Annotated in this window: 17 protein-coding genes, 1 tRNA gene and 1 riboswitch; of the genes, 6 read left to right on the plus strand and 12 right to left on the minus strand. The window is 55.6% G+C overall.

Annotated features, from left to right (window positions below):
- Together ilvX and ilvL are read right to left on the minus strand one after the other, a co-directional pair.
- Positions 1-51, minus strand: coding sequence for a peptide IlvX (gene ilvX, locus GXP72_RS22065; protein ID WP_166792073.1), 51 nt, complete (start codon positions 49-51; stop codon positions 1-3).
- An 86-nt stretch (positions 52-137) separates the two neighbouring features.
- The gene (gene ilvL, locus GXP72_RS22070; protein ID WP_001311244.1) at positions 138-236 is read right to left on the minus strand and encodes an ilv operon leader peptide; all 99 of its coding nucleotides are present in this window, start codon (positions 234-236) and stop codon (positions 138-140) included.
- A gap of 341 nt (positions 237-577) precedes the next feature.
- On the opposite strand from ilvL, the gene GXP72_RS22075 reads away from it, so the two are divergent.
- Positions 578-2,098: a YifB family Mg chelatase-like AAA ATPase gene (locus GXP72_RS22075; RefSeq protein WP_208763345.1), complete on the plus strand. Its 1,521-nt coding sequence runs from the start codon at positions 578-580 to the stop codon at positions 2,096-2,098.
- Between the two features lie 29 nt (positions 2,099-2,127).
- Here GXP72_RS22075 and GXP72_RS22080 read toward each other — a convergent pair whose 3' ends face one another.
- Positions 2,128-2,466: a DUF413 domain-containing protein gene (locus GXP72_RS22080; protein WP_008501577.1), complete on the minus strand. Its 339-nt coding sequence runs from the start codon at positions 2,464-2,466 to the stop codon at positions 2,128-2,130.
- Between the two features lie 118 nt (positions 2,467-2,584).
- Here GXP72_RS22080 and hdfR point away from each other — a divergent pair, with 118 nt between their 5' ends.
- Positions 2,585-3,406, plus strand: a complete 822-nt coding sequence (gene hdfR / locus GXP72_RS22085; RefSeq protein ID WP_024907953.1) for an HTH-type transcriptional regulator HdfR — start codon at positions 2,585-2,587, stop codon at positions 3,404-3,406.
- A gap of 100 nt (positions 3,407-3,506) precedes the next feature.
- Here hdfR and GXP72_RS22090 read toward each other — a convergent pair.
- The 3 genes from GXP72_RS22090 to btuB form a co-directional block, all read right to left on the minus strand.
- Positions 3,507-3,582, minus strand: a tRNA-Trp gene (locus GXP72_RS22090).
- Between the two features lie 435 nt (positions 3,583-4,017).
- Positions 4,018-4,869, minus strand: a complete 852-nt coding sequence (gene murI / locus GXP72_RS22095; RefSeq protein WP_024909852.1) for a glutamate racemase — start codon at positions 4,867-4,869, stop codon at positions 4,018-4,020.
- On the minus strand, positions 4,814-6,667 hold the full coding sequence (gene btuB, locus GXP72_RS22100; protein ID WP_024909851.1) for a TonB-dependent vitamin B12 receptor BtuB: 1,854 nt from the start codon (positions 6,665-6,667) through the stop codon (positions 4,814-4,816). Before btuB ends, murI begins: the two co-directional genes overlap by 56 nt.
- A 65-nt stretch (positions 6,668-6,732) precedes the next feature.
- Positions 6,733-6,909: riboswitch (cobalamin riboswitch) on the minus strand.
- Positions 6,910-7,013: 104 nt separating this feature from the next.
- On the opposite strand from btuB, the gene trmA reads away from it, so the two are divergent.
- Positions 7,014-8,114: a tRNA (uridine(54)-C5)-methyltransferase TrmA gene (gene trmA, locus GXP72_RS22105; protein WP_208763346.1), complete on the plus strand. Its 1,101-nt coding sequence runs from the start codon at positions 7,014-7,016 to the stop codon at positions 8,112-8,114.
- An 88-nt stretch (positions 8,115-8,202) separates the two neighbouring features.
- Here the strand turns inward: trmA and GXP72_RS22110 are convergent, their stop codons facing one another.
- Positions 8,203-8,562, minus strand: a complete 360-nt coding sequence (locus tag GXP72_RS22110) for a YijD family membrane protein (RefSeq protein WP_008501783.1) — start codon at positions 8,560-8,562, stop codon at positions 8,203-8,205.
- A gap of 9 nt (positions 8,563-8,571) precedes the next feature.
- Positions 8,572-9,210 carry an HTH-type transcriptional repressor FabR gene (gene fabR, locus GXP72_RS22115; RefSeq protein ID WP_008501784.1) on the minus strand — a complete coding sequence of 213 codons (639 nt, stop codon included), beginning with the start codon at positions 9,208-9,210 and terminating at the stop codon, positions 8,572-8,574.
- Between the two features lie 196 nt (positions 9,211-9,406).
- Here fabR and sthA point away from each other — a divergent pair, with 196 nt between their 5' ends.
- Entirely contained in the window at positions 9,407-10,807 is a 1,401-nt protein-coding gene (gene sthA, locus GXP72_RS22120) for a Si-specific NAD(P)(+) transhydrogenase (protein ID WP_008501785.1), read from the plus strand.
- On the opposite strand, the gene oxyR is transcribed toward sthA, so the two are convergent.
- From oxyR to argC, 4 genes are all read right to left on the minus strand, one after another.
- Positions 10,781-11,707, minus strand: coding sequence for a DNA-binding transcriptional regulator OxyR (gene oxyR, locus GXP72_RS22125; protein WP_023333839.1), 927 nt, complete (start codon positions 11,705-11,707; stop codon positions 10,781-10,783). The genes sthA and oxyR overlap by 27 nt on opposite strands.
- A 302-nt stretch (positions 11,708-12,009) precedes the next feature.
- Positions 12,010-13,383 (minus strand): argininosuccinate lyase, encoded by a 1,374-nt coding sequence (argH, locus tag GXP72_RS22130; protein ID WP_048989422.1) that lies wholly within the window; start codon positions 13,381-13,383, stop codon positions 12,010-12,012.
- Positions 13,384-13,460: 77 nt separating this feature from the next.
- On the minus strand, positions 13,461-14,237 hold the full coding sequence (gene argB / locus GXP72_RS22135; RefSeq protein ID WP_208763347.1) for an acetylglutamate kinase: 777 nt from the start codon (positions 14,235-14,237) through the stop codon (positions 13,461-13,463).
- Between the two features lie 6 nt (positions 14,238-14,243).
- Entirely contained in the window at positions 14,244-15,248 is a 1,005-nt protein-coding gene (gene argC, locus GXP72_RS22140; RefSeq protein WP_024909174.1) for an N-acetyl-gamma-glutamyl-phosphate reductase, read from the minus strand.
- Between the two features lie 88 nt (positions 15,249-15,336).
- On the opposite strand from argC, the gene argE reads away from it, so the two are divergent.
- Together argE and ppc are read left to right on the plus strand one after the other, a co-directional pair.
- Entirely contained in the window at positions 15,337-16,488 is a 1,152-nt protein-coding gene (gene argE / locus GXP72_RS22145; protein ID WP_008501790.1) for an acetylornithine deacetylase, read from the plus strand.
- 274 nt (positions 16,489-16,762) lie between these two features.
- Positions 16,763-19,414: a phosphoenolpyruvate carboxylase gene (ppc, locus tag GXP72_RS22150; protein ID WP_024909175.1), complete on the plus strand. Its 2,652-nt coding sequence runs from the start codon at positions 16,763-16,765 to the stop codon at positions 19,412-19,414.
- Positions 19,415-19,489: the final 75 nt, after the last annotated feature.

Consider the following 19,489-nt stretch of genomic DNA (forward strand, 5'->3'; position numbering starts at 1 on the left):
TTAGTTCCCCGTCATAAATCGGGAGAAACAGAATTTTGTGCTAGTCGTCATGCTCTGCTCCTCATTTGCGTTTTTTAGTCATAAAAAAACCCCCGGACCTTTCGGTGCGGGGGTCTTAGTTCGTTAAGGCTTGATTTCTAAGCCTTTCCTCGTCCAAGTGCAGCCCCGCACGGTGGGATAATAATCACCACCACGCTAATCACGACCAGGCTAATCACTCGTAGAAGGGCTGTCATTTTCAGTTCTTTTTGCATCTTGTTCGAAGGAATACCTAAAGAGTTATCACAGTTTTTAAATCAAACACAAGATTTATTTATGACGGATTTGGTTAGTCCGCGAATCATATTTCTTAAAAGCGTTGTTTTATATACGGAAATTAGAAAATGAATATTTTTCATTTTTTTACTGTGGCGCTAACCGTCAAAACAGGATTTTTTACGTTCTGCGAGGAGGTTTCCACGATTATGAGATTGTTGTAATGCACCATTAAAATCCCTGAACAAGCGGCGTAAATTCACGAAATGGCGCTAAACAAATATAACGAGCACTGACATAGTCACACCAGGAGGTAGTGCAAATGTCACTGTCAGTTGTTTATACGCGTGCGGCTCTCGGGGTAAAGGCACCGCTTGTTTCCGTCGAGGTTCATTTGAGTAATGGGCTACCCGGACTCACGCTTGTCGGGTTACCTGAAACGACGGTTAAAGAGGCCAGGGATCGCGTCCGCAGCGCAATAATAAATAGCGGTTATGCCTTCCCCGCGAAGAAGATCACCATCAACCTTGCTCCTGCCGATCTGCCTAAAGAGGGGGGACGATACGATTTACCTATCGCAATTGCCCTTCTCGCGGCTTCTGAGCAGCTTAATACGACACGGCTAGGCTCGTATGAGTTCGTTGGCGAACTCGCGCTTACAGGCGCGTTAAGAGGCGTTCCCGGGGCGATATCGGGAGCGCTGGAAGCCATACGTGCAGGGCGGCAAATCATTGTCGCCAATGAAAACGCATCAGAAGTGAGTCTTATCGCGGAAAAAGGATGCCTCATCGCGGGGCATTTACAGGAAGTTTGTGCATGGCTGGAAGGGCGGCATGAACTGTCCGAGCCGGAGGAGTGTAATGATGTTATAGCGGATGCTCCAGAGGATCTCAGCGAGATTATGGGGCAGGAGCAAGGGAAACGGGCGCTGGAGATTACGGCTGCAGGGGGACACAATCTTCTGTTAATTGGTCCGCCGGGTACGGGTAAAACCATGTTGGCGAGCAGATTGAGTGGGTTGCTTCCACCGCTCAATAATCATGAAGCGCTGGAAAGTGCCGCCATATACAGCCTCATCAGTTCTGCATCGTTGCAAAAACAGTGGCGCCGTCGCCCTTTTCGATCCCCGCATCATAGCGCCTCACTGACGGCAATGGTCGGCGGTGGGTCTATCCCCGGGCCGGGTGAGATCTCGCTGGCACACAATGGCATTCTGTTTCTTGATGAATTGCCGGAGTTTGAGCGCCGCGTGCTGGATGCACTGCGGGAGCCCATTGAATCCGGCGAGATACATATCTCACGCACGCGGGCCAAAATAAGCTATCCCGCGCAGTTTCAGCTGGTCGCCGCGATGAACCCCAGCCCGACGGGCCACTACCAGGGCAACCATAACCGCTGTACGCCAGAGCAGACATTGCGCTATCTCGGTAAGTTATCCGGCCCGTTCCTCGACCGTTTCGATTTATCTCTCGAAATCCCGCTTCCTCCACCGGGCCTGCTCAGGCAAACGGGCATCACGGGTGAAAGCTCAGCAGAGGTACGCGAGCGGGTGATTGCAGCCCAGAAGCGGCAGTACGCCCGTCAGAACAGGCTAAATGCGCGGCTGGATAATGTTGGGATCCGGCAGTTTTGTTCTCTTAACATTGAGGATGCGGGATGGCTGGAGGAGACGTTGACGCGGTTCGGGCTATCCATACGTGCGTGGCAGCGTTTGTTGAAAGTCGCCAGAACCATTGCTGACGTGGAGGGGTGCACTGACATTGAGAGGAAACATTTGCAGGAGGCGCTGAGCTATCGCGCTATCGATCGTTTGCTGCTGCATCTGCAGAAGTTGCTGGCATAAAAAAGGGGCCGTAGCCCCTTCTTATCATCTTAGTCATCAGACTCGGTGTAGTCTTCTGCACCTTCCATCTGCGGCTTACCGCCAGACAGCGTATGGAAGCGCTTTGGACGCTTAATGCGCGCCATGTACTTGATCCACACACGTTCCGCTTCAGACTGCGGCTCACGCTCACCACGGCAAACAGAAACAAACTGTTTTTCGTCTTCGGTTGCAGGTTCACGCTTACCCAGATCCAGCTCGTTAAAGGCATAACCATGGCGCTCAAGCAGTTGAGCTTCTTTGATGGTGAAATCGCCGTGACGAGAGAACCCGCGCGGATAATGTTTATTGTCGAAAAAACGATTAGTCGTCGTAAAGCTTTCCGCCATCCTACACGCTCCTAATTCTTTGGCCGAGCTATTTATGGCGCGGAGTATTAGTTACGCTTGACAGAGTGTAAAACAAAACATTTAAATCATAACGACAAATAATTTTGCGGAGAAAGATGTGGATACGGAATTGCTTAAAACTTTCCTTGAAGTGAGCAGAACACGCCACTTTGGGCGAGCAGCTGAAGCCCTTTACCTGACGCAGTCAGCCGTCAGTTTTCGTATTCGACAGCTGGAAAATCAACTGGGTGTGAATCTTTTTACCCGCCATCGTAACAATATTCGCTTAACGCCTGCCGGCGAGAAACTGCTGCCGTACGCTGAAACGCTTATGAATACCTGGCAGGCGGCACGCAAAGAGGTGGCACATACGTCGAGGCATAATGAGTTCTCGATAGGGGCCAGCGCTTCCCTGTGGGAATGTATGCTAAGTCAGTGGCTTACCCGGCTTTATCATTCACACAGTCACCTGCAATTCGAAGCCAGGATTGCGCAACGGCAGTCGCTGGTTAAGCAACTTCATGAGCGCCAGCTTGATCTTCTGATCACAACCGAAGCCCCCAAGATGGACGAATTTAGTAGCCAGATTGTGGGTCAGTTTGGACTGGCGCTTTATGCCTCTGAACCTTCAATGATGAAGGCAGACCTGACCTATTTGCGCCTGGAATGGGGGCCAGATTTTCAGCAGCATGAGACGGGATTGATTGCACCTGATGATGTTCCGCAGTTAACGACCAGCTCTGCGGAGATCGCCTGTCAGCAGCTGCCCTTGCTGAGAGGTTGTACCTGGTTACCTGTTCGCTGGGCAGATACTAAAGCGGGGCTGCATACGGTGCTGGATTCCACCACGCTTACCAGGCCGCTGTATGCGATTTGGCTGCAAAATAGTGATAAGCAATCACAGATAAAAGATCTGTTAAAAATCAATGTAATGGATTGATATATCAGCCAGCAGGAATGCTGGCTGAAAAATTAAGAAGAGCGTTTTCTGCAGCGCTTCAGGCAAAAAAAAATCCTTTGCCGAAGCAAAGGATTCTATATGGCAGGGGCGGAGAGACTCGAACTCGCGACACCCGGTTTTGGAGACCGGTGCTCTACCAACTGAGCTACGCCCCTAAAGTTTTTGCCATTAAGCCTGCCGATAGGGCAGGCTTAATGTCTTAATAAGTGGCGGAACGGACGGGACTCGAACCCGCGACCCCCTGCGTGACAGGCAGGTATTCTAACCGACTGAACTTATTGTCCGAAGACATTAAGAATCCATGTCACTTTGAGTGCCCACACAGATTGTCTGATAAATTGTTAAAGAGCAGTTGCAACGCGGCGTTAAGCTCACCGTTGCGAGGTCCCGTATATTACGTTTTCCTCATTCAGAGTCAAGTGATTATTTTCGCTTTTCTCTGCTGGCGTTCATCTCTGAACCCCGCTAACCCGGCGGCCTGTAAGCCGTTGTTCCGTGTCAGTGGAGGCGCATTATAGGGAGTTCTCAGACGTTGACAACCCCTCTTTTAAAAAAAACTTTCAACCGTCTCTTTTTTGCTCAAAACCGTGCTACAGCGCCAGTTTTTCGAGCGTTTCAAAGCCATAACGGCGTAAAACGGGTAAAAGTTGCTCAGTCTCTTTCGTGATAGCCATACAAAACGCGATATTCGCATCGTTAGATTTCGCATCCGGCGCTTCATGCTCCAGCAACCAGGCCGTACGACGGGCAATAGCCGCACCGGAATCCACCAGGCGCGTCCCCTCCGGCAGCACCTCCAATAGCTCTTCCTGTAATAGCGGGAAGTGGGTACAGCCCAGCACAACGGTATCCGGAGGTTCGGGCATTCGCAGCCACGGACGAAGAATACGACGCAGCTCCTCGAGTGATACCGCCTTGCCATGCAGCTTCGCTTCAGCCATCTCCACCAGCTCAGCCGAACCCAGCATCGCTATCTGGCATTCGTTGGCAAAACGGTCGATCAGCTCGCGGGTATAAGGACGCTTTACCGTACCTCGCGTGGCCAGCAAGCCCACAATGCCGTTCGCCGTCAGACGCGCGGCAGGCTTTATTGCAGGAACGACGCCCACAACCGGGAACTGGAATTTTTCACGCAGGGCGGGAAGAGAAACGGTGCTCGCCGTATTACAGGCGATGACGGCCAGCGCAAGGGGATAGCGCTTTTGTACCGCGGTGACGATTTCAACGACACGCTCAACAATAAAATCTTCGCTCTTTTCCCCGTACGGGAAAGCGACGTTATCGAAGGCGTAGATGTAATGGAGATCCGGCAGAAGATGCCGAATCTCATCATAGACCGAAAGCCCACCGACGCCGGAATCAAACACCAGCACGGTGGGACGCGGATTAGAAGGTGTAGCTGCCAGACAAGGTGTATTCCCGTCCTGCAGTTTGGTAGCCATAAACTGTCTCGTAATCTTTATCGAACAGATTGGCTATTTTACCACGAACTGTGAGATGTGAGGTGACAGGATACGAAACTGCGACATCCCACAGGCTTACACCGCCCATTTTCACGCGTTCTGACGAATAGGTGTCTGGATCAATCGCGACATCATAGCGGGTGCCCAGATAACGGTAGGCAAGGTTCCAGTCGAGATCCCATACCTGCCAGTCAAGCTGGTACTTAACCTGCTGCTTAGAACGACGGGCCAGTACTTCGTTGGTTTTGGCATTACGCGGGTCGACATAATCATAGGAAATCTGATGTCCGACCGGGCCAGTATCAAACTGTGCCGTCGCTTCCACACCTTTAATACGTGCTTCGTCAACGTTGTAGTAACGATACGTATGCGGATCGCTGCTAATAAGATTATCAATGTCATTGCGATAACCGGTGATACGCCAGTTGACCGGTCCCGTCAGGCCTTCAAAGCCCCCTTCCCACTGCTTACTCTCCTCCGGTTTAAGGTCCGGATTACCGTAAGAGGCACTGTGGATTTGGCTCATGGTCGGTGCTTTAAAAGCGGTACCGTAGGAGGCAATGACGCGATAGCCCTCCACAAACTCCCACGCTGCGCTGGTTTGCCATGTTCCATGGTTACCAAAGTTGGAGTTGTCGTCATTACGCGCCGCCGCTTCCAGCGTCACGCTGCTGAACTGCTGCATCGCCGAAACAAACACGCCGGTATTGCGTTGCTCGTAACCTTTCTCCAGATAGCCCGTTCCAGCCTGGGTCTTCTGCTTTTGCCAGTCCAGACCTGCGCCAATGTTGCCGTGACCGACTTCTACGGTGTTGAGCCATTGGGTGGTGTACTGCTTCACGTCATCCATGGTGGCGGAATCAGCGTAACGCCCTTTCTTCGGATCATAGTTCTGATCTTTACTGCGACCGTAACCCGCCACCAGCTGTGACTGGAAAATCCCCTGGTTGTAACGCAGACCGGTATCCCAGTTCTGGCTGTAGAGCTGGCGAGTATCAGGTCGTCCATCCACCATAAAGTTGGCGTCGTAGTGATCGTAACCGTCATACGCGGTGCGGTTGTCATAACCAAAGCCACGGAAGAAGCCGCTCACGCTGTCGGTAATCTGCTGTTCCACGGAGCCGTACAGCGATTTACTCATAAAGCCATCGCGGTCAGGCTGGCGCGGCGCATCTTTTGCAGCGATGTCAAAACCCCGGGTATAGGTGTAGTTACCGGCCATGGTGATTTTGGTTTTATCCAGCACCTGCTGGAAGGCGCCATCATAGGTCTGGTAACCCTTAGAGCCAACGCCCGCTGAGATTTCTGCACCCGGCTTATCACGTCCGGTAATGATGTTAATCACGCCACCAATCGCGTCGGAGCCATACAGGGCTGAACGCGGACCACGGATGTACTCAATACGCTGAATCAGCGAGGTCGGGATTTGGCTCAGATCGGGAACGTTGCTGATCCCGGCGTTATTCAAAGGAATACCGTCAACCAGCACCAGCACATGGCGAGATTCCGTTCCGCGAATAAAAGTCGAAGAGTTCGAGCCCATTCCACCGCTTTGCGCGATATCCACGCCAGGCAGACGTGACATGATTTCCACCACGCTCTTTGCCTGCCAGCGCTCAATGTCTTCACGCGTCACGACGGACGTCGGTGCCAGAACAGTTTTTGCCGGTTGTTCAAAACGATTTGCCGTCACCACCAACGAGTCGGCGCTGTCCTGCGCCCAGCCCGAAAATGCCGTGACGGACAACGCCGTCAACAGCGATACTTTTTTAATCATTGTTAAAGCATCCACAATATAAGAAGGATGCCGCAGGCCTCATCGATAGCACGCGATGATGAAACCAAATGCGACGTGATCCCGGCAGGTCTTCGGGCTAGGTGGCTATATAAGGATGAAGACTTCCCATTTTCACAGTGTCTACAACGCTCATCCCGCCAGTCTTTACCGCTGCGCGTCAGCTCCAGATTTACACTGGATTCCCTTTTCACTCTCAGGAGACCGGAAACAGAATGCTACAATTAGACACGTATGGATGTCCAGACAGCTATTGGCCATTAAATCTGGACATCCCCTGAACAATGCCTACAATCGCCGCGTAATTCTTTATCACTCAGGACGCATCATGACCCCAGAACACCTCCCGACAGAACAGTACGACGCGCAGCTGGCAGAGAAAGTTGTCCGCCTGCAAAGTATGATGACGCCTTTCAACGCGCCCGTTCCCGAGGTGTTCCGCTCTCCTGTCAGCCACTACCGCATGCGCGCCGAGTTCCGCATCTGGCACGACGGTGACGACCTGTACCACATCATTTTCGATCAGCAGACAAAGTCCCGTATCCGCGTGGACAGCTTTCCGGCGGCGAGCGAGCTCATTAACCAGTTAATGACGCTGGTAATGGACGGCGTGCGCAACAATCCGGTACTGCGTAACAAGCTGTTCCAGATTGACTACCTGACCACGCAAAGCAATCAGGCGATTGTCTCTCTCCTGTATCACAAAGCGCTTAACGACGAGTGGCGCGAGCAGGCGGAAGCGCTGCGCGATGCGCTGCGCGCGCAGAACATCAACGTTCACCTGATTGGCCGCGCGACCAAAACCAAAATCATGCTGGATCAGGACTACATCGACGAGCGCCTGCCGGTAGCGGGTAGAGAGATGATTTACCGTCAGGTCGAGAACAGCTTCACCCAGCCGAACGCCGCGATGAACGTGCAGATGCTGGAGTGGGCGCTGAAGGCGACGGAAGGGTCAACGGGCGATCTGCTTGAGCTCTACTGCGGTAACGGCAACTTCTCGCTGGCGCTGGCGCGTAACTTCGATCGCGTGCTGGCAACGGAAATCGCCAAGCCGTCGGTGGCCGCCGCGCAGTACAACATTGCCGCTAACCATATCGACAACGTGCAGATCATTCGCATGGCCGCTGAAGAGTTTACCCAGGCCATGAACGGCGTTCGCCAGTTTAACCGCCTGGAAGGGATCGATCTGAAGAGCTACCAGTGTGAGACGATTTTTGTCGACCCGCCGCGCAGTGGCCTGGACAGCGAAACAGAGAAGATGGTGCAGGCGTACCCGCGTATTTTGTACATCTCCTGTAACCCGGAGACGCTGTGCAAGAACCTGGAAACGTTAGGCCAGACGCACAAGGTTGAACGTCTGGCGCTGTTCGATCAGTTCCCTTATACGCACCATATGGAGTGCGGTGTACTGCTCATGGCGAAGTAATGTGGCCTTGTAGGGCAGGTAAGCGAAGCGCCACCTGCCAAAAAGCCGGATGGCGCTTCGCTTATCCGGCCTACAATGACAAAACCCTTTACTCCGGTAACTGGCTCTTACGGCTACGCATGCGCGAGCCAATCCAGAACACCAGCGCCACAGACAGTACCGCAGGGAAGAAGTTAGAGCCGATATCCGGATATTCCGCGCGAACCACGGTGCTGTACAGCAATACGCCCAGAATAAAGCAGGCGGCGGCCAGCCCCGGTAACCCCACCGGCATGGTGCGGTTCAGGTAACGTTGATGCAGGCAGTACACCGTCAGCACCAGCGCAATAAGCGGGAAAATCGAAAACGGCACGATTGAGCTAAAAATAGCGGCAAACGTACCATTAATGGATAAGCCAGCGATCAATGCCAGCAACAGCGTCCCTTTATCCTGACCTGACTGTTTCATTACTCACCTTCACTCTTCGGTTTGATGTGCCAGTTTCTCTTGTTCACGGCGATACCAGTAGTACGCGCCTTTGGAGATCATCCTGAGCTGTAATACCAGTCGCTCTTCGAGCTGCTTGCGTTGTTCAATGCTGACATCCAGCGCTTCGGCACCCGCGCTGAATACAATCGTCACCATCGCCTCGGCCTGTGCTTCAGTAAACGCACGCGGCATATGGTTTTCGAGTTCAAGATAGTCGGCAAGTTCCGCGATGAAGTGCTGAATTTCGCGCGCGACGGCGGCACGAAACGCTGCCGATGTGCCCGAACGCTCGCGCAGAAGCAGACGAAACGCGTTGGGGTTATTGCCGATAAATTCCATAAAGGTCGACACGGAGGTGCGGATCACGCTGCCCCCTTTGGCGATACGCTGACGCGCCTGGCGCATCAGCTGACGCAGCATCAGGCCGCTCTCGTCTACCATGGTCAGGCCCAGTTCATCCACATCACGGAAGTGACGATAGAAGGACGTTGGCGCAATCCCGGCCTCGCGTGCGACTTCGCGCAGGCTCAAACTGGCAAAACTTCGCTCAGCACTCAGTTGACTGAATGCGGCTTCCACCAGCGAACGCCGGGTTTTCTCTTTTTGTTGTGCTCTTACGCCCATCACGATAGTTGAATCCTTCCAAAGGCCTGATGGCACTATACCAGAGAATAAAATTAATCTGTTTGCCTGGCTTTGTGAATGATTGTTTACGTGCGGTTTGTGCTCCACTGCCGGAAAAAAGCACAACGATAATTGGGTTACTCTGGCAATGATGTTATGATTCTGTTGCTTTTATGTATAAGAACAGGTAAGCCTTGCCATGCCACATTCCTACGATTACGACGCAATAGTTATTGGTTCCGGCCCCGGCGGCGAAGGCGCTGCTATGGGTCTGGTGAAACAGGGAGCCAGAGTAGCGGTCATCGAGCGCTACCATAATGTCGGCGGCGGTTGCACCCACTGGGGCACCATCCCTTCGAAAGCCCTCCGCCACGCCGTTAGCCGCATTATCGAATTTAACCAGAACCCTCTTTACAGCGACCATTCCCGACTTCTTCGTTCATCTTTTGCCGACATCCTGAATCACGCGGATACCGTCATTAACCAGCAGACGCGTATGCGTCAGGGGTTTTATGAGCGTAACCACTGCGAAATTTTGCAGGGCAACGCGCATTTTGTGGATGAACACACTCTGGCACTCGAATGCCACGACGGGTCGGTTGAAACCATCACGGCTGAAAAATTTGTAATTGCCTGCGGCTCACGCCCATACCATCCGGCCGACGTGGACTTCTCGCACCCGCGCGTCTACGACAGCGACTCGATTCTGAGCCTGCACCATGAACCCCGCCACGTCATTATCTATGGCGCAGGGGTCATCGGCTGCGAATATGCGTCGATCTTCCGCGGAATGGACGTCAAAGTTGACCTGATCAACACCCGCGACCGCCTGCTGGCGTTCCTCGATCAGGAAATGTCAGATTCGCTCTCCTACCACTTCTGGAACAGCGGCGTGGTCATTCGCCACAACGAAGAGTACGAGAAGATCGAAGGCTGTGACGACGGGGTGATCATGCACCTGAAGTCCGGCAAGAAGCTGAAAGCAGACTGCCTGCTGTACGCCAACGGCCGTACCGGCAATACCGATTCCCTGCAGCTGGAAAATATCGGGCTTGAAACCGACAGCCGCGGTCAGCTGAAGGTCAACAGCATGTATCAGACCGCCCTGCCACACGTTTACGCGGTCGGCGACGTGATTGGCTACCCAAGCCTGGCCTCAGCCGCTTACGACCAGGGACGCATTGCCGCACAGGCGCTGGTAAAAGGCGAAGCGACGGCGCATCTGATTGAAGATATCCCGACGGGCATCTACACCATCCCAGAAATCAGTTCCGTAGGGAAAACCGAGCAGCAGCTGACGTCTATGAAGGTGCCTTACGAGGTGGGTCGTGCGCAGTTTAAACATCTGGCGCGGGCGCAAATCGTGGGGATGAGCGTGGGAACGCTGAAGATCCTGTTCCACCGCGAGACGAAAGAGATCCTCGGGATTCACTGCTTTGGTGAACGCGCCGCGGAAATCATTCATATCGGCCAGGCGATAATGGAGCAGAAAGGTGGTGGTAACACCATTGAGTACTTCGTTAACACCACCTTTAACTACCCGACCATGGCGGAAGCCTACCGGGTAGCGGCCCTAAACGGCCTGAACCGCCTGTTTTAACGCGCTGTCGAAATGGCCATCCATCGAACCACGGATGGCCTCTGCCAGCTGCTCATAGCGGCTGCGCAGCGGTGAACCCGGACGATATACCAGGCCGATAGTGCGACGCGGCTCCGGCTTGATGCACGGCAAATAGACCACGCCATCACGCTTACGCTCGCGCGGCACGGCCAGCGCAGGCAGCAGCGTTATACCGCTTCCCGCCGCGACCATGTTACGCAGCGTTTCCAGGCTGGTTGCGCGGAAATGGGTATCCTCATCCGCACCCGCTTCGAAGCAGAAGCCCATCGCCTGGTCGCGCAGGCAGTGGCCATCTTCCAGCATCAGCAGCTTTTCACCCGCCAGATCGGCCATCGGCACGCGATCGCGGTTCGCCCACGGGTGATCTTCATAGATCGCCAGCATCATCGGCTCATCGAACAGCGGCACTTCAATAAAGGCTTCACTCTCTTTTACCAGTGCCAGAATGGCGCAGTCGAGCTTGCCGCTGTCCAGCTGTGCCAGCAGCTGATGGGTTTGCGCTTCGTGCAGGTACATTTCGAGTTTCGGGAACGTCTGGTGCAGCATCGGAATGATGTGCGGTAACAGGTACGGGCCAACGGTTGGGATCAGGCCAATATGCAGCGGGCCGGACATGGCCTCCCCCTGCTGGCTTGCCATTTCCTTGAGCACTTTGACCTCGCGCAGCACGGTGCGCGCCTGATCCACCAGCAGAAGACCTGCCTGTGTGAACAGAACCTTACGACTGGTGCGCTCCAGCAGCATCACGCCCAGCTCGTCTTCCAGCTTGCGGATCTGGCCGCTCAGCGTGGGCTGGCTGACGTGGCAGGAATCTGCCGCGCGGCGAAAGTGACGATGCTCGGCTAACGCTACCAGGTATTCAAGATCACGAATATTCATTATTCATCCTCCGTCGCCACGATAGTTCATGGCGATAGATAGCATAGCAACGAACGATTATCCCTATCAAGCATTCTGTTGAATAATACACCACATAGACGAGGCGGCACGTGTTTGACCCTTGACGTCCCCGCACCGTCAGCGAGTTTCTCTCAAAACTCGAACAACTAAAGCCAACGTGAACTTTTGCGGACCCCGTGGTCCGCTTTTTTTTTGCGTAAAAAAGCCCGGCGCTAAGCCAGGCTCCATTTTTCTCTCTCCCTGTGGGAGAGGGCCGGGGTGAGGGCACCAGCCCGCACGGTTCAAACCAGCCGGTTTTTCGCATCCGCAATCGCCTGCGCCACCTGCTTAGGCGACACGCCGCCTTTCGCGGCACGCTTGTCCAGACAGGACTGCAGCGCCAGAATCGGATACACATCATCCCCGATAACCGCGCTGAACTTCTGCAGATCGGCCAGCGCCAGATCCTCCAGCGGTTTACCCTGACGAATGGCTTCCACAACCGCTTCACCGACAATATGGTGCGCTTCACGGAACGGTACGCCCTTCGCCACCAGATAATCCGCCAGTTCGGTAGAGTTCGCATAGCCCTGCTGCGCCGCTTCCTGGCAGCGCGGACGTTTCACCTGAATGCCATCCAGCACAAGCGCGCCCATGTGCAGGCAGTCCAGCCAGGTGTCGAGCGCGTCGAACAGCCCCTCTTTGTCTTCCTGCATGTCTTTGTTGTACGCCAGCGGCAGCCCTTTCAGGGTCATCATCATGCCGGTCAGCGCACCCTGCACGCGGCCACATTTGCCGCGGATCAGCTCGAGCGCGTCCGGGTTTTTCTTCTGCGGCATCAGGGATGAACCTGAGGTCACGCGGTCGGACAGCTCGACGAAGCCCGCTTCGCCGGAGTTAAAGAAGATCAGGTCTTCGGCAAAGCGCGAGAGGTGCACCATACCGATAGACGCGTTAGAGAGCAGTTCCAGCACATGGTCACGATCGGAGACGCTATCCAGGCTGTTACGGGTAGCGGAGGCAAAGCCCAGCCAGCCTGCCAGCTGTTCACGGTCGATTTCGTAAGCGGTACCCGCCAGCGCGCCGCTGCCCAGCGGGCTGACGTCCAGACGTTTCAGGGTATCCTGCAGACGGCTTTCGTCACGCGCCAGCATCTCAACGTAGGCCAGACACCAGTGCGCAAAGGTCACCGGCTGGGCGCGCTGCAGGTGGGTATAACCCGGCATCACCGCGTCCTGGTTGTTCTGCGCGGTTTCCACCAGCGCGCTCTGCAGCTGACGGTTGGCCGCCAGCAGTTCGCCGACGGTATCTTTACACCACAGCTTCAGGTCGGTGGCGACCTGGTCGTTACGGCTGCGGCCGGTGTGCAGCTTTTTACCCAGCTGGCCGACCTTGTCGATCAGTTTGCCTTCCACCCAGCTGTGAATATCTTCGGCATCGCTCTGAAGGATTTGCTGCGGATCCAGACGCACCTCTTCCAGCAGATTGTTCAGCGCTTCTTCCAGCTGTAATTGTTCGTCTGCGGTCAGTACGCCTACCGTTACCAGCGCTTTGGACCAGGCCACAGAGCCGACAATATCCTGTTCGGCCAGGCGGTAGTCGAAGCGCAAAGAGTCGTTGAACTGTTTGAACCGCTGATCCGCTGCCTGTGTAAAACGCCCACCCCAAAGTGCCATAACATGCTTCCTTAATATCTTTGAATTTCATTGCCCGGTGGCGCTGCGCTTACCGGGCCTACAAAACATTAAATCGATTACGCTAAAATACGCGTGCCAATCGGCGTGCCGTTAAACAGCGCCGGGAGCTGCTCCGCGTGGCGCCAGGAGGCGATATCCACCGGGCGGCCCAGCGTGCGCGCGGCATCCAGCGCGGCGTTCACTTTGACGATCATGCCGTCGGTAATAATGCCCTGAGCAATCAGCTGCTCGGCTTTCTCAGCCGTCATTTCCGCAATGCGCTGGCCTTTACCGTCCAGAATACCGCTCACGTCGGAGAGCAGGATCAGGTCCGCGCCCAGCGTTGCCGCCAGCGCGGTCGCCGCCTGGTCAGCGTTAACGTTCATCAGCTCGCCCTCTTCGGTCACGCCGATGGAGCTCACCACCGGCAGGAAACCGCCTTCCAGCAGCGTGTTAATCAGCTTAGGCGAACCTGGCTGCGCCAGTCCAACGTGGCCGAGCTCTTCGTCGAGCTGGGTCACTTTTACGCTGTCGCCATCGCCCAGATAGAGGCCCACGGACGCGATATGGTGTTTCTTCGCCCACGCCAGCAGCGTTTTGTTCGCCGTACCCGCCAGCGCGCCGGTAATGATGCCAATCTGGTCAGCAGGCGTCACGCGCAGGCCGTTCTTCTTTTTCACCGGCAGGTTGAGCCCTTTCATCAGCTCATCCACCACGCAGCCACCGCCGTGCACAATCACCAGCGGACGTTGATGTGATTCGCGATAGTTCACCAGCGCGGTAAACAGACGCTCCAGCGCTTCTTCGCTGTCCAGCAGTACACCACCGAGTTTGATAATTAATGGGTTCATCATCACACCTTAAATAAGAGCCTGCGTTTCCGGGAAACCGAAACGAATATTTGCACACTGCATTGCCTGTGCGGCAGCGCCTTTCAGTAAGTTATCTTCTGCGGCCACCACGATGAGATGCTCACCCTGAACGGCAAAGCCGATATCGCAGAACGGCAGACCGACCACGTTTTTCAGCGCCGGCACGCCTTTGTCGTACAGGCGCACCAGCGGTTTATCCGCATACGCCTGCGTGAAGACCTCGCTCACCTGCTCTTTGGTCACGCCCGGTTTCAGGCGACAGGTGATTGTTTCGAGGATCCCACGCGGGAAGCTGCCCAGGTGCGGGGTGAAAATGACGTCCGCGCCCAGATGCGTCGTGATTTCAGGGTGATGACGGTGATTAAACACGCCATACGGCTGAAGGCTCACTTCGCAGAAGCTATTGGAGATCGCCGCCTTGCGTCCTGCACCGCTCACGCCGCTGGTGGCGTTGATCACCGGCCACTGGTTCAGATCCAGCAGGCCCGCGTCGATCAGAGGCTTCAGGGAAAGCTGCGCCGCCGTCGGGTAGCAGCCCGGAACGGCAATCAGGTCCGCTTCTTTCAGTTTATCTGCGCTCCACTCCGCCAGACCGTACACCGCTTTTTCAAGCAGATCAGGGTGCTGATGGGTGAAACCGTAATATTTTTCGTAGAACGCGCCGTCGTTAACGCGGAACGCGCCGGAGAGGTCGAAGACCACGCAGCCGGCCGCCAGAAACTGCGGCGCCAGGTCGTGGCTGACCTCATGCGCGGTGGCTAAAAACACCACGTCGACGCCGTCGGTAAACTCGCTGATGTCAGACATGGGCTGCAGCGGCAGATCGACCAGGCCCTTAAGCTGCGGATGCAAATCGGAAATTAACTTTCCTGCATCATTGCTTTGCGCTGACACGGTCAAAGCGGTTATGGTCATATGTGGATGGCGATTCACGTAGCTTACAAGCTCTGCGCCCGCATAACCGCTAGCGCCTACAATCAGCGTATTCAACATCGGGTTCCTTTATGCTCAACGTTAATGTATTTTTATTCACATTTATTGCATGAATATTGATACTATCACGACCTAAGGTGTGTCAACAATGAAAATGAACTTACCGCCATTTATCGAGATCTACCGCGCCCTGATTGCCACACCGTCCATCAGCGCAACGGAAGAAGCGCTGGATCAGAGCAATGAGTCTTTAATCAATCTGCTGGCGGGTTGGTTTAGCGATCTTGGGTTTAACGTTGAGGTTCAGCCCGTCCCCGGCACTCGCCACAAATTTAACCTGCTCGCCAGCACCGGAACCGGTGCGGGCGGCCTGCTGCTGGCCGGTCATACCGACACCGTGCCGTTTGATGATGGCCGCTGGACGCGCGATCCGTTCACCCTGACCGAGCACGACAACAAGCTCTACGGTCTGGGCACCGCCGACATGAAAGGCTTCTTCGCCTTTATCCTCGACGCGCTGCGTGATGTGGACGTGACGAAGCTGAAAAAACCGCTCTACATTCTGGCGACCGCCGATGAAGAAACCAGCATGGCGGGGGCGCGCTACTTCTCTGAAAACACCTCGATTCGCCCGGATTGCGCGATTATTGGTGAGCCAACGTCGCTGCAGCCGATCCGCGCGCACAAAGGCCATATTTCTACCGCCGTGCGCGTGCTGGGCCAGTCCGGCCACTCCAGCGATCCGGCGCGCGGCGTGAACGCCATCGAGCTGATGCATGACGCCATCGGCCGCATCATGACCCTGCGCGACGATCTGAAAGAACGCTATCACTACGAGGCGTTCACCGTACCGTATCCGACCCTGAACCTCGGCAGCCTGCACGGGGGTGATGCCTCCAACCGTATCTGCGCCTGCTGCGAACTGCACATGGATATTCGCCCGCTGCCGGGCATGACCCTGAGCGATCTTGACGGCCTGTTGAATGAGGCGCTGGCCCCGGTGAGCGAGCGCTGGCCGGGTCGCCTGACGGTCTCCGAACTGCATCCGCCGATCCCGGGTTATGAATGCCCGCCGGACCATCAGCTGGTTGAAGTTGTGGAAAAACTGCTCGGTGAGAAAACCGACGTGGTGAACTACTGCACCGAAGCGCCGTTTATTCAGACGCTGTGCCCTACCCTGGTCCTTGGCCCTGGCTCCATCAACCAGGCCCACCAGCCGGATGAATATCTGGAAACCCGCTTTATCAAACCCACCCGCGAACTGATTACCCAGGTTGTGCATCACTTCTGCTGGCATTAAAAACTGCCCCTCACCCTAACCCTCTCCCCTTTGGGGAGAGGGCAGGGTGAGGGGAGTAAATCCCGCGATCTCCGTCACATTCCCATAAGCATCTCTTATCTGACGCAATGCGAATTAAATTTCGTAAATTGCCCGCATTTATTCGTTTGCTGAACCGTTTTCGCAGCAATTGACGACGGGGGTTTTACGTGGCTTTATAAAGGGAGATGACAAAATAATGTCCAGAAGATTTTCGCCTGGGCATAAACAAAAATGATGGGGTGACTGGGTTTTTATGAACGAACAATATTCCGCGTTGCGTAGTAATGTCAGTATGCTCGGCAAAGTGCTTGGAGATACCATCAAAGATGCGTTGGGGGAGAACATCCTCGACCGCGTTGAAACCATCCGCAAGCTGTCTAAATCTTCCCGCGCCGGTAACGAGGCCAGTCGTCAGGAGCTGCTCACCACCTTGCAGAACCTCTCTAACGATGAGCTGCTACCCGTTGCACGCGCATTCAGCCAGTTCCTGAACCTGGCCAACACCGCTGAGCAATACCACAGCATTTCGCCAAACGGCGAAGCGGCCAGCAACCCGGAAGTCATTGCCCGCACCCTTCGTAAACTGAAAGACCAGCCAGACCTCAACGAAGCCACCATCAAAAAAGCGGTGGAGTCGCTTTCGCTGGAGTTGGTGCTGACCGCACACCCAACCGAAATTACCCGTCGCACCCTGATCCACAAAATGGTGGAAGTGAACAACTGCCTCAAGCAGCTGGATAACAAAGACATTGCCGACTACGAACGCAACCAGCTGATGCGCCGTCTGCGCCAGCTGATTGCCCAGTCCTGGCACACCGATGAAATTCGTAAGCATCGCCCAAGCCCGGTCGACGAAGCCAAATGGGGTTTTGCGGTGGTGGAAAACAGCCTGTGGGAAGGGGTACCGAACTACCTGCGCGAGCTGAACGAACAGCTGGAAGAGAACCTCGGCTACCGCCTGCCGGTTGATTTTGTTCCGGTGCGCTTCACCTCCTGGATGGGCGGTGACCGCGACGGCAACCCGAACGTGACCGCGGAAATCACCCGCCACGTCCTGCTGCTGAGCCGCTGGAAAGCGACCGATCTGTTCCTGAAAGACATTCAGGTACTGATCTCCGAGCTGTCGATGGTTGAAGCAACGCCGGAGCTGCGCGCGCTGGCCGGCGAAGAAGGCGCCAGCGAGCCGTACCGTTTCCTGATGAAAAAGCTGCGTGGTCAGCTGATGGCTACTCAGGCCTGGCTGGAAGCGCGCCTGAAAGGCCAACGCCTGCCAAAGCCAGAAGGCCTGCTCAGCCAGAACGAACAGCTCTGGGAGCCGCTTTACGCCTGTTATAAATCACTGCAGGCCTGCGGGATGGGCATCATCGCCAATGGCGAACTGCTCGACACCCTGCGCCGCGTGAAGTGTTTCGGCGTGCCGCTGGTACGTATCGACGTACGTCAGGAAAGTACCCGTCATACCGAAGCGCTGGGCGAGCTGACCCGCTATCTCGGCATCGGTGACTATGAAAGCTGGTCCGAAGCTGACAAGCAGGCGTTCCTGATCCGCGAGCTGAACTCGAAGCGCCCTCTGCTGCCGCGCAACTGGGAGCCAAGCAACGAAACCCGCGAAGTGCTCAACACCTGTAAAGCGATCGTTGATGCGCCGAAAGGATCGGTGGCCGCCTATGTGATCTCCATGGCGAAGACCCCGTCCGACGTGCTTGGCGTTCACCTTCTGCTGAAAGAAGCGGGAATCGACTACGCCCTGCCGGTCGCCCCGCTGTTTGAGACCCTCGACGACCTGAACAATGCCAACGACGTCATGAGCCAGCTGTTGAACATCGACTGGTACCGCGGCTTTATTCAGGGCAAGCAGATGGTGATGATCGGCTATTCCGACTCCGCGAAAGACGCGGGCGTGATGGCGGCATCCTGGGCGCAGTATCAGGCGCAGGACGCACTGATCAAAACCTGCGAGAAAGCCGGTATTGAACTGACCCTTTTCCACGGACGCGGTGGCTCAATTGGCCGTGGCGGCGCACCGGCGCACGCAGCGCTGCTGTCGCAGCCGCCGGGAAGCCTGAAAGGCGGCCTGCGCGTCACCGAGCAGGGCGAGATGATCCGCTTCAAATACGGCCTGCCGGAAGTGACTATCAGCAGCCTGTCGCTCTATACCAGCGCGATCCTGGAAGCCAACCTGCTGCCACCGCCGGAGCCGAAAGCCTCCTGGTGCCATATCATGGACGAGCTGTCGGCTATCTCCTGCGATCTGTACCGCGGCTACGTGCGTGAAAACAAAGATTTCGTCCCTTACTTCCGCTCAGCCACCCCTGAGCAGGAGCTGGGTAAACTGCCGCTGGGCTCACGTCCTGCGAAGCGTCGCCCAACCGGTGGCGTAGAGTCTCTGCGCGCGATCCCGTGGATCTTTGCCTGGACGCAGAACCGCCTGATGCTGCCCGCCTGGCTGGGTGCCGGTGCTGCGCTGCAAAAAGTGGTGGAAGACGGCAAACAGAACGAGCTGGAAACCATGTGCCGCGACTGGCCATTCTTCTCTACCCGTCTGGGAATGCTGGAGATGGTCTTCTCGAAAGCTGACCTGTGGCTGGCGGAATACTACGACCAGCGTCTGGTGAAACCTGAACTGTGGGCGCTGGGTAAAGAGCTGCGCGAACTGCTGGAAGGCGACATCAAAGTGGTGCTGGACATCGCCAACGACTCACATCTGATGGCGGACCTGCCGTGGATTGCCGAGTCTATTCAGCTGCGTAACATTTACACCGACCCGCTGAACGTCCTGCAGGCAGAGCTGCTGCACCGTTCGCGTCTGGCGGAAGAAGAAGGGAAAGAACCGGATCCGCGCGTTGAACAGGCGCTGATGGTGACGATTGCGGGCGTTGCGGCGGGTATGCGTAACACCGGCTAATGCTTTATGCCCGGCGGCGCTGCGCTTGCACGGGCCTACGTTAAGTAGGCCAGGTAAGCGTTAGCGCCACCCGGC

Source organism: Enterobacter sp. SES19, assembly GCF_011765665.1.
In the GTDB taxonomy this organism is placed as follows: domain Bacteria; phylum Pseudomonadota; class Gammaproteobacteria; order Enterobacterales; family Enterobacteriaceae; genus Enterobacter; species Enterobacter pseudoroggenkampii.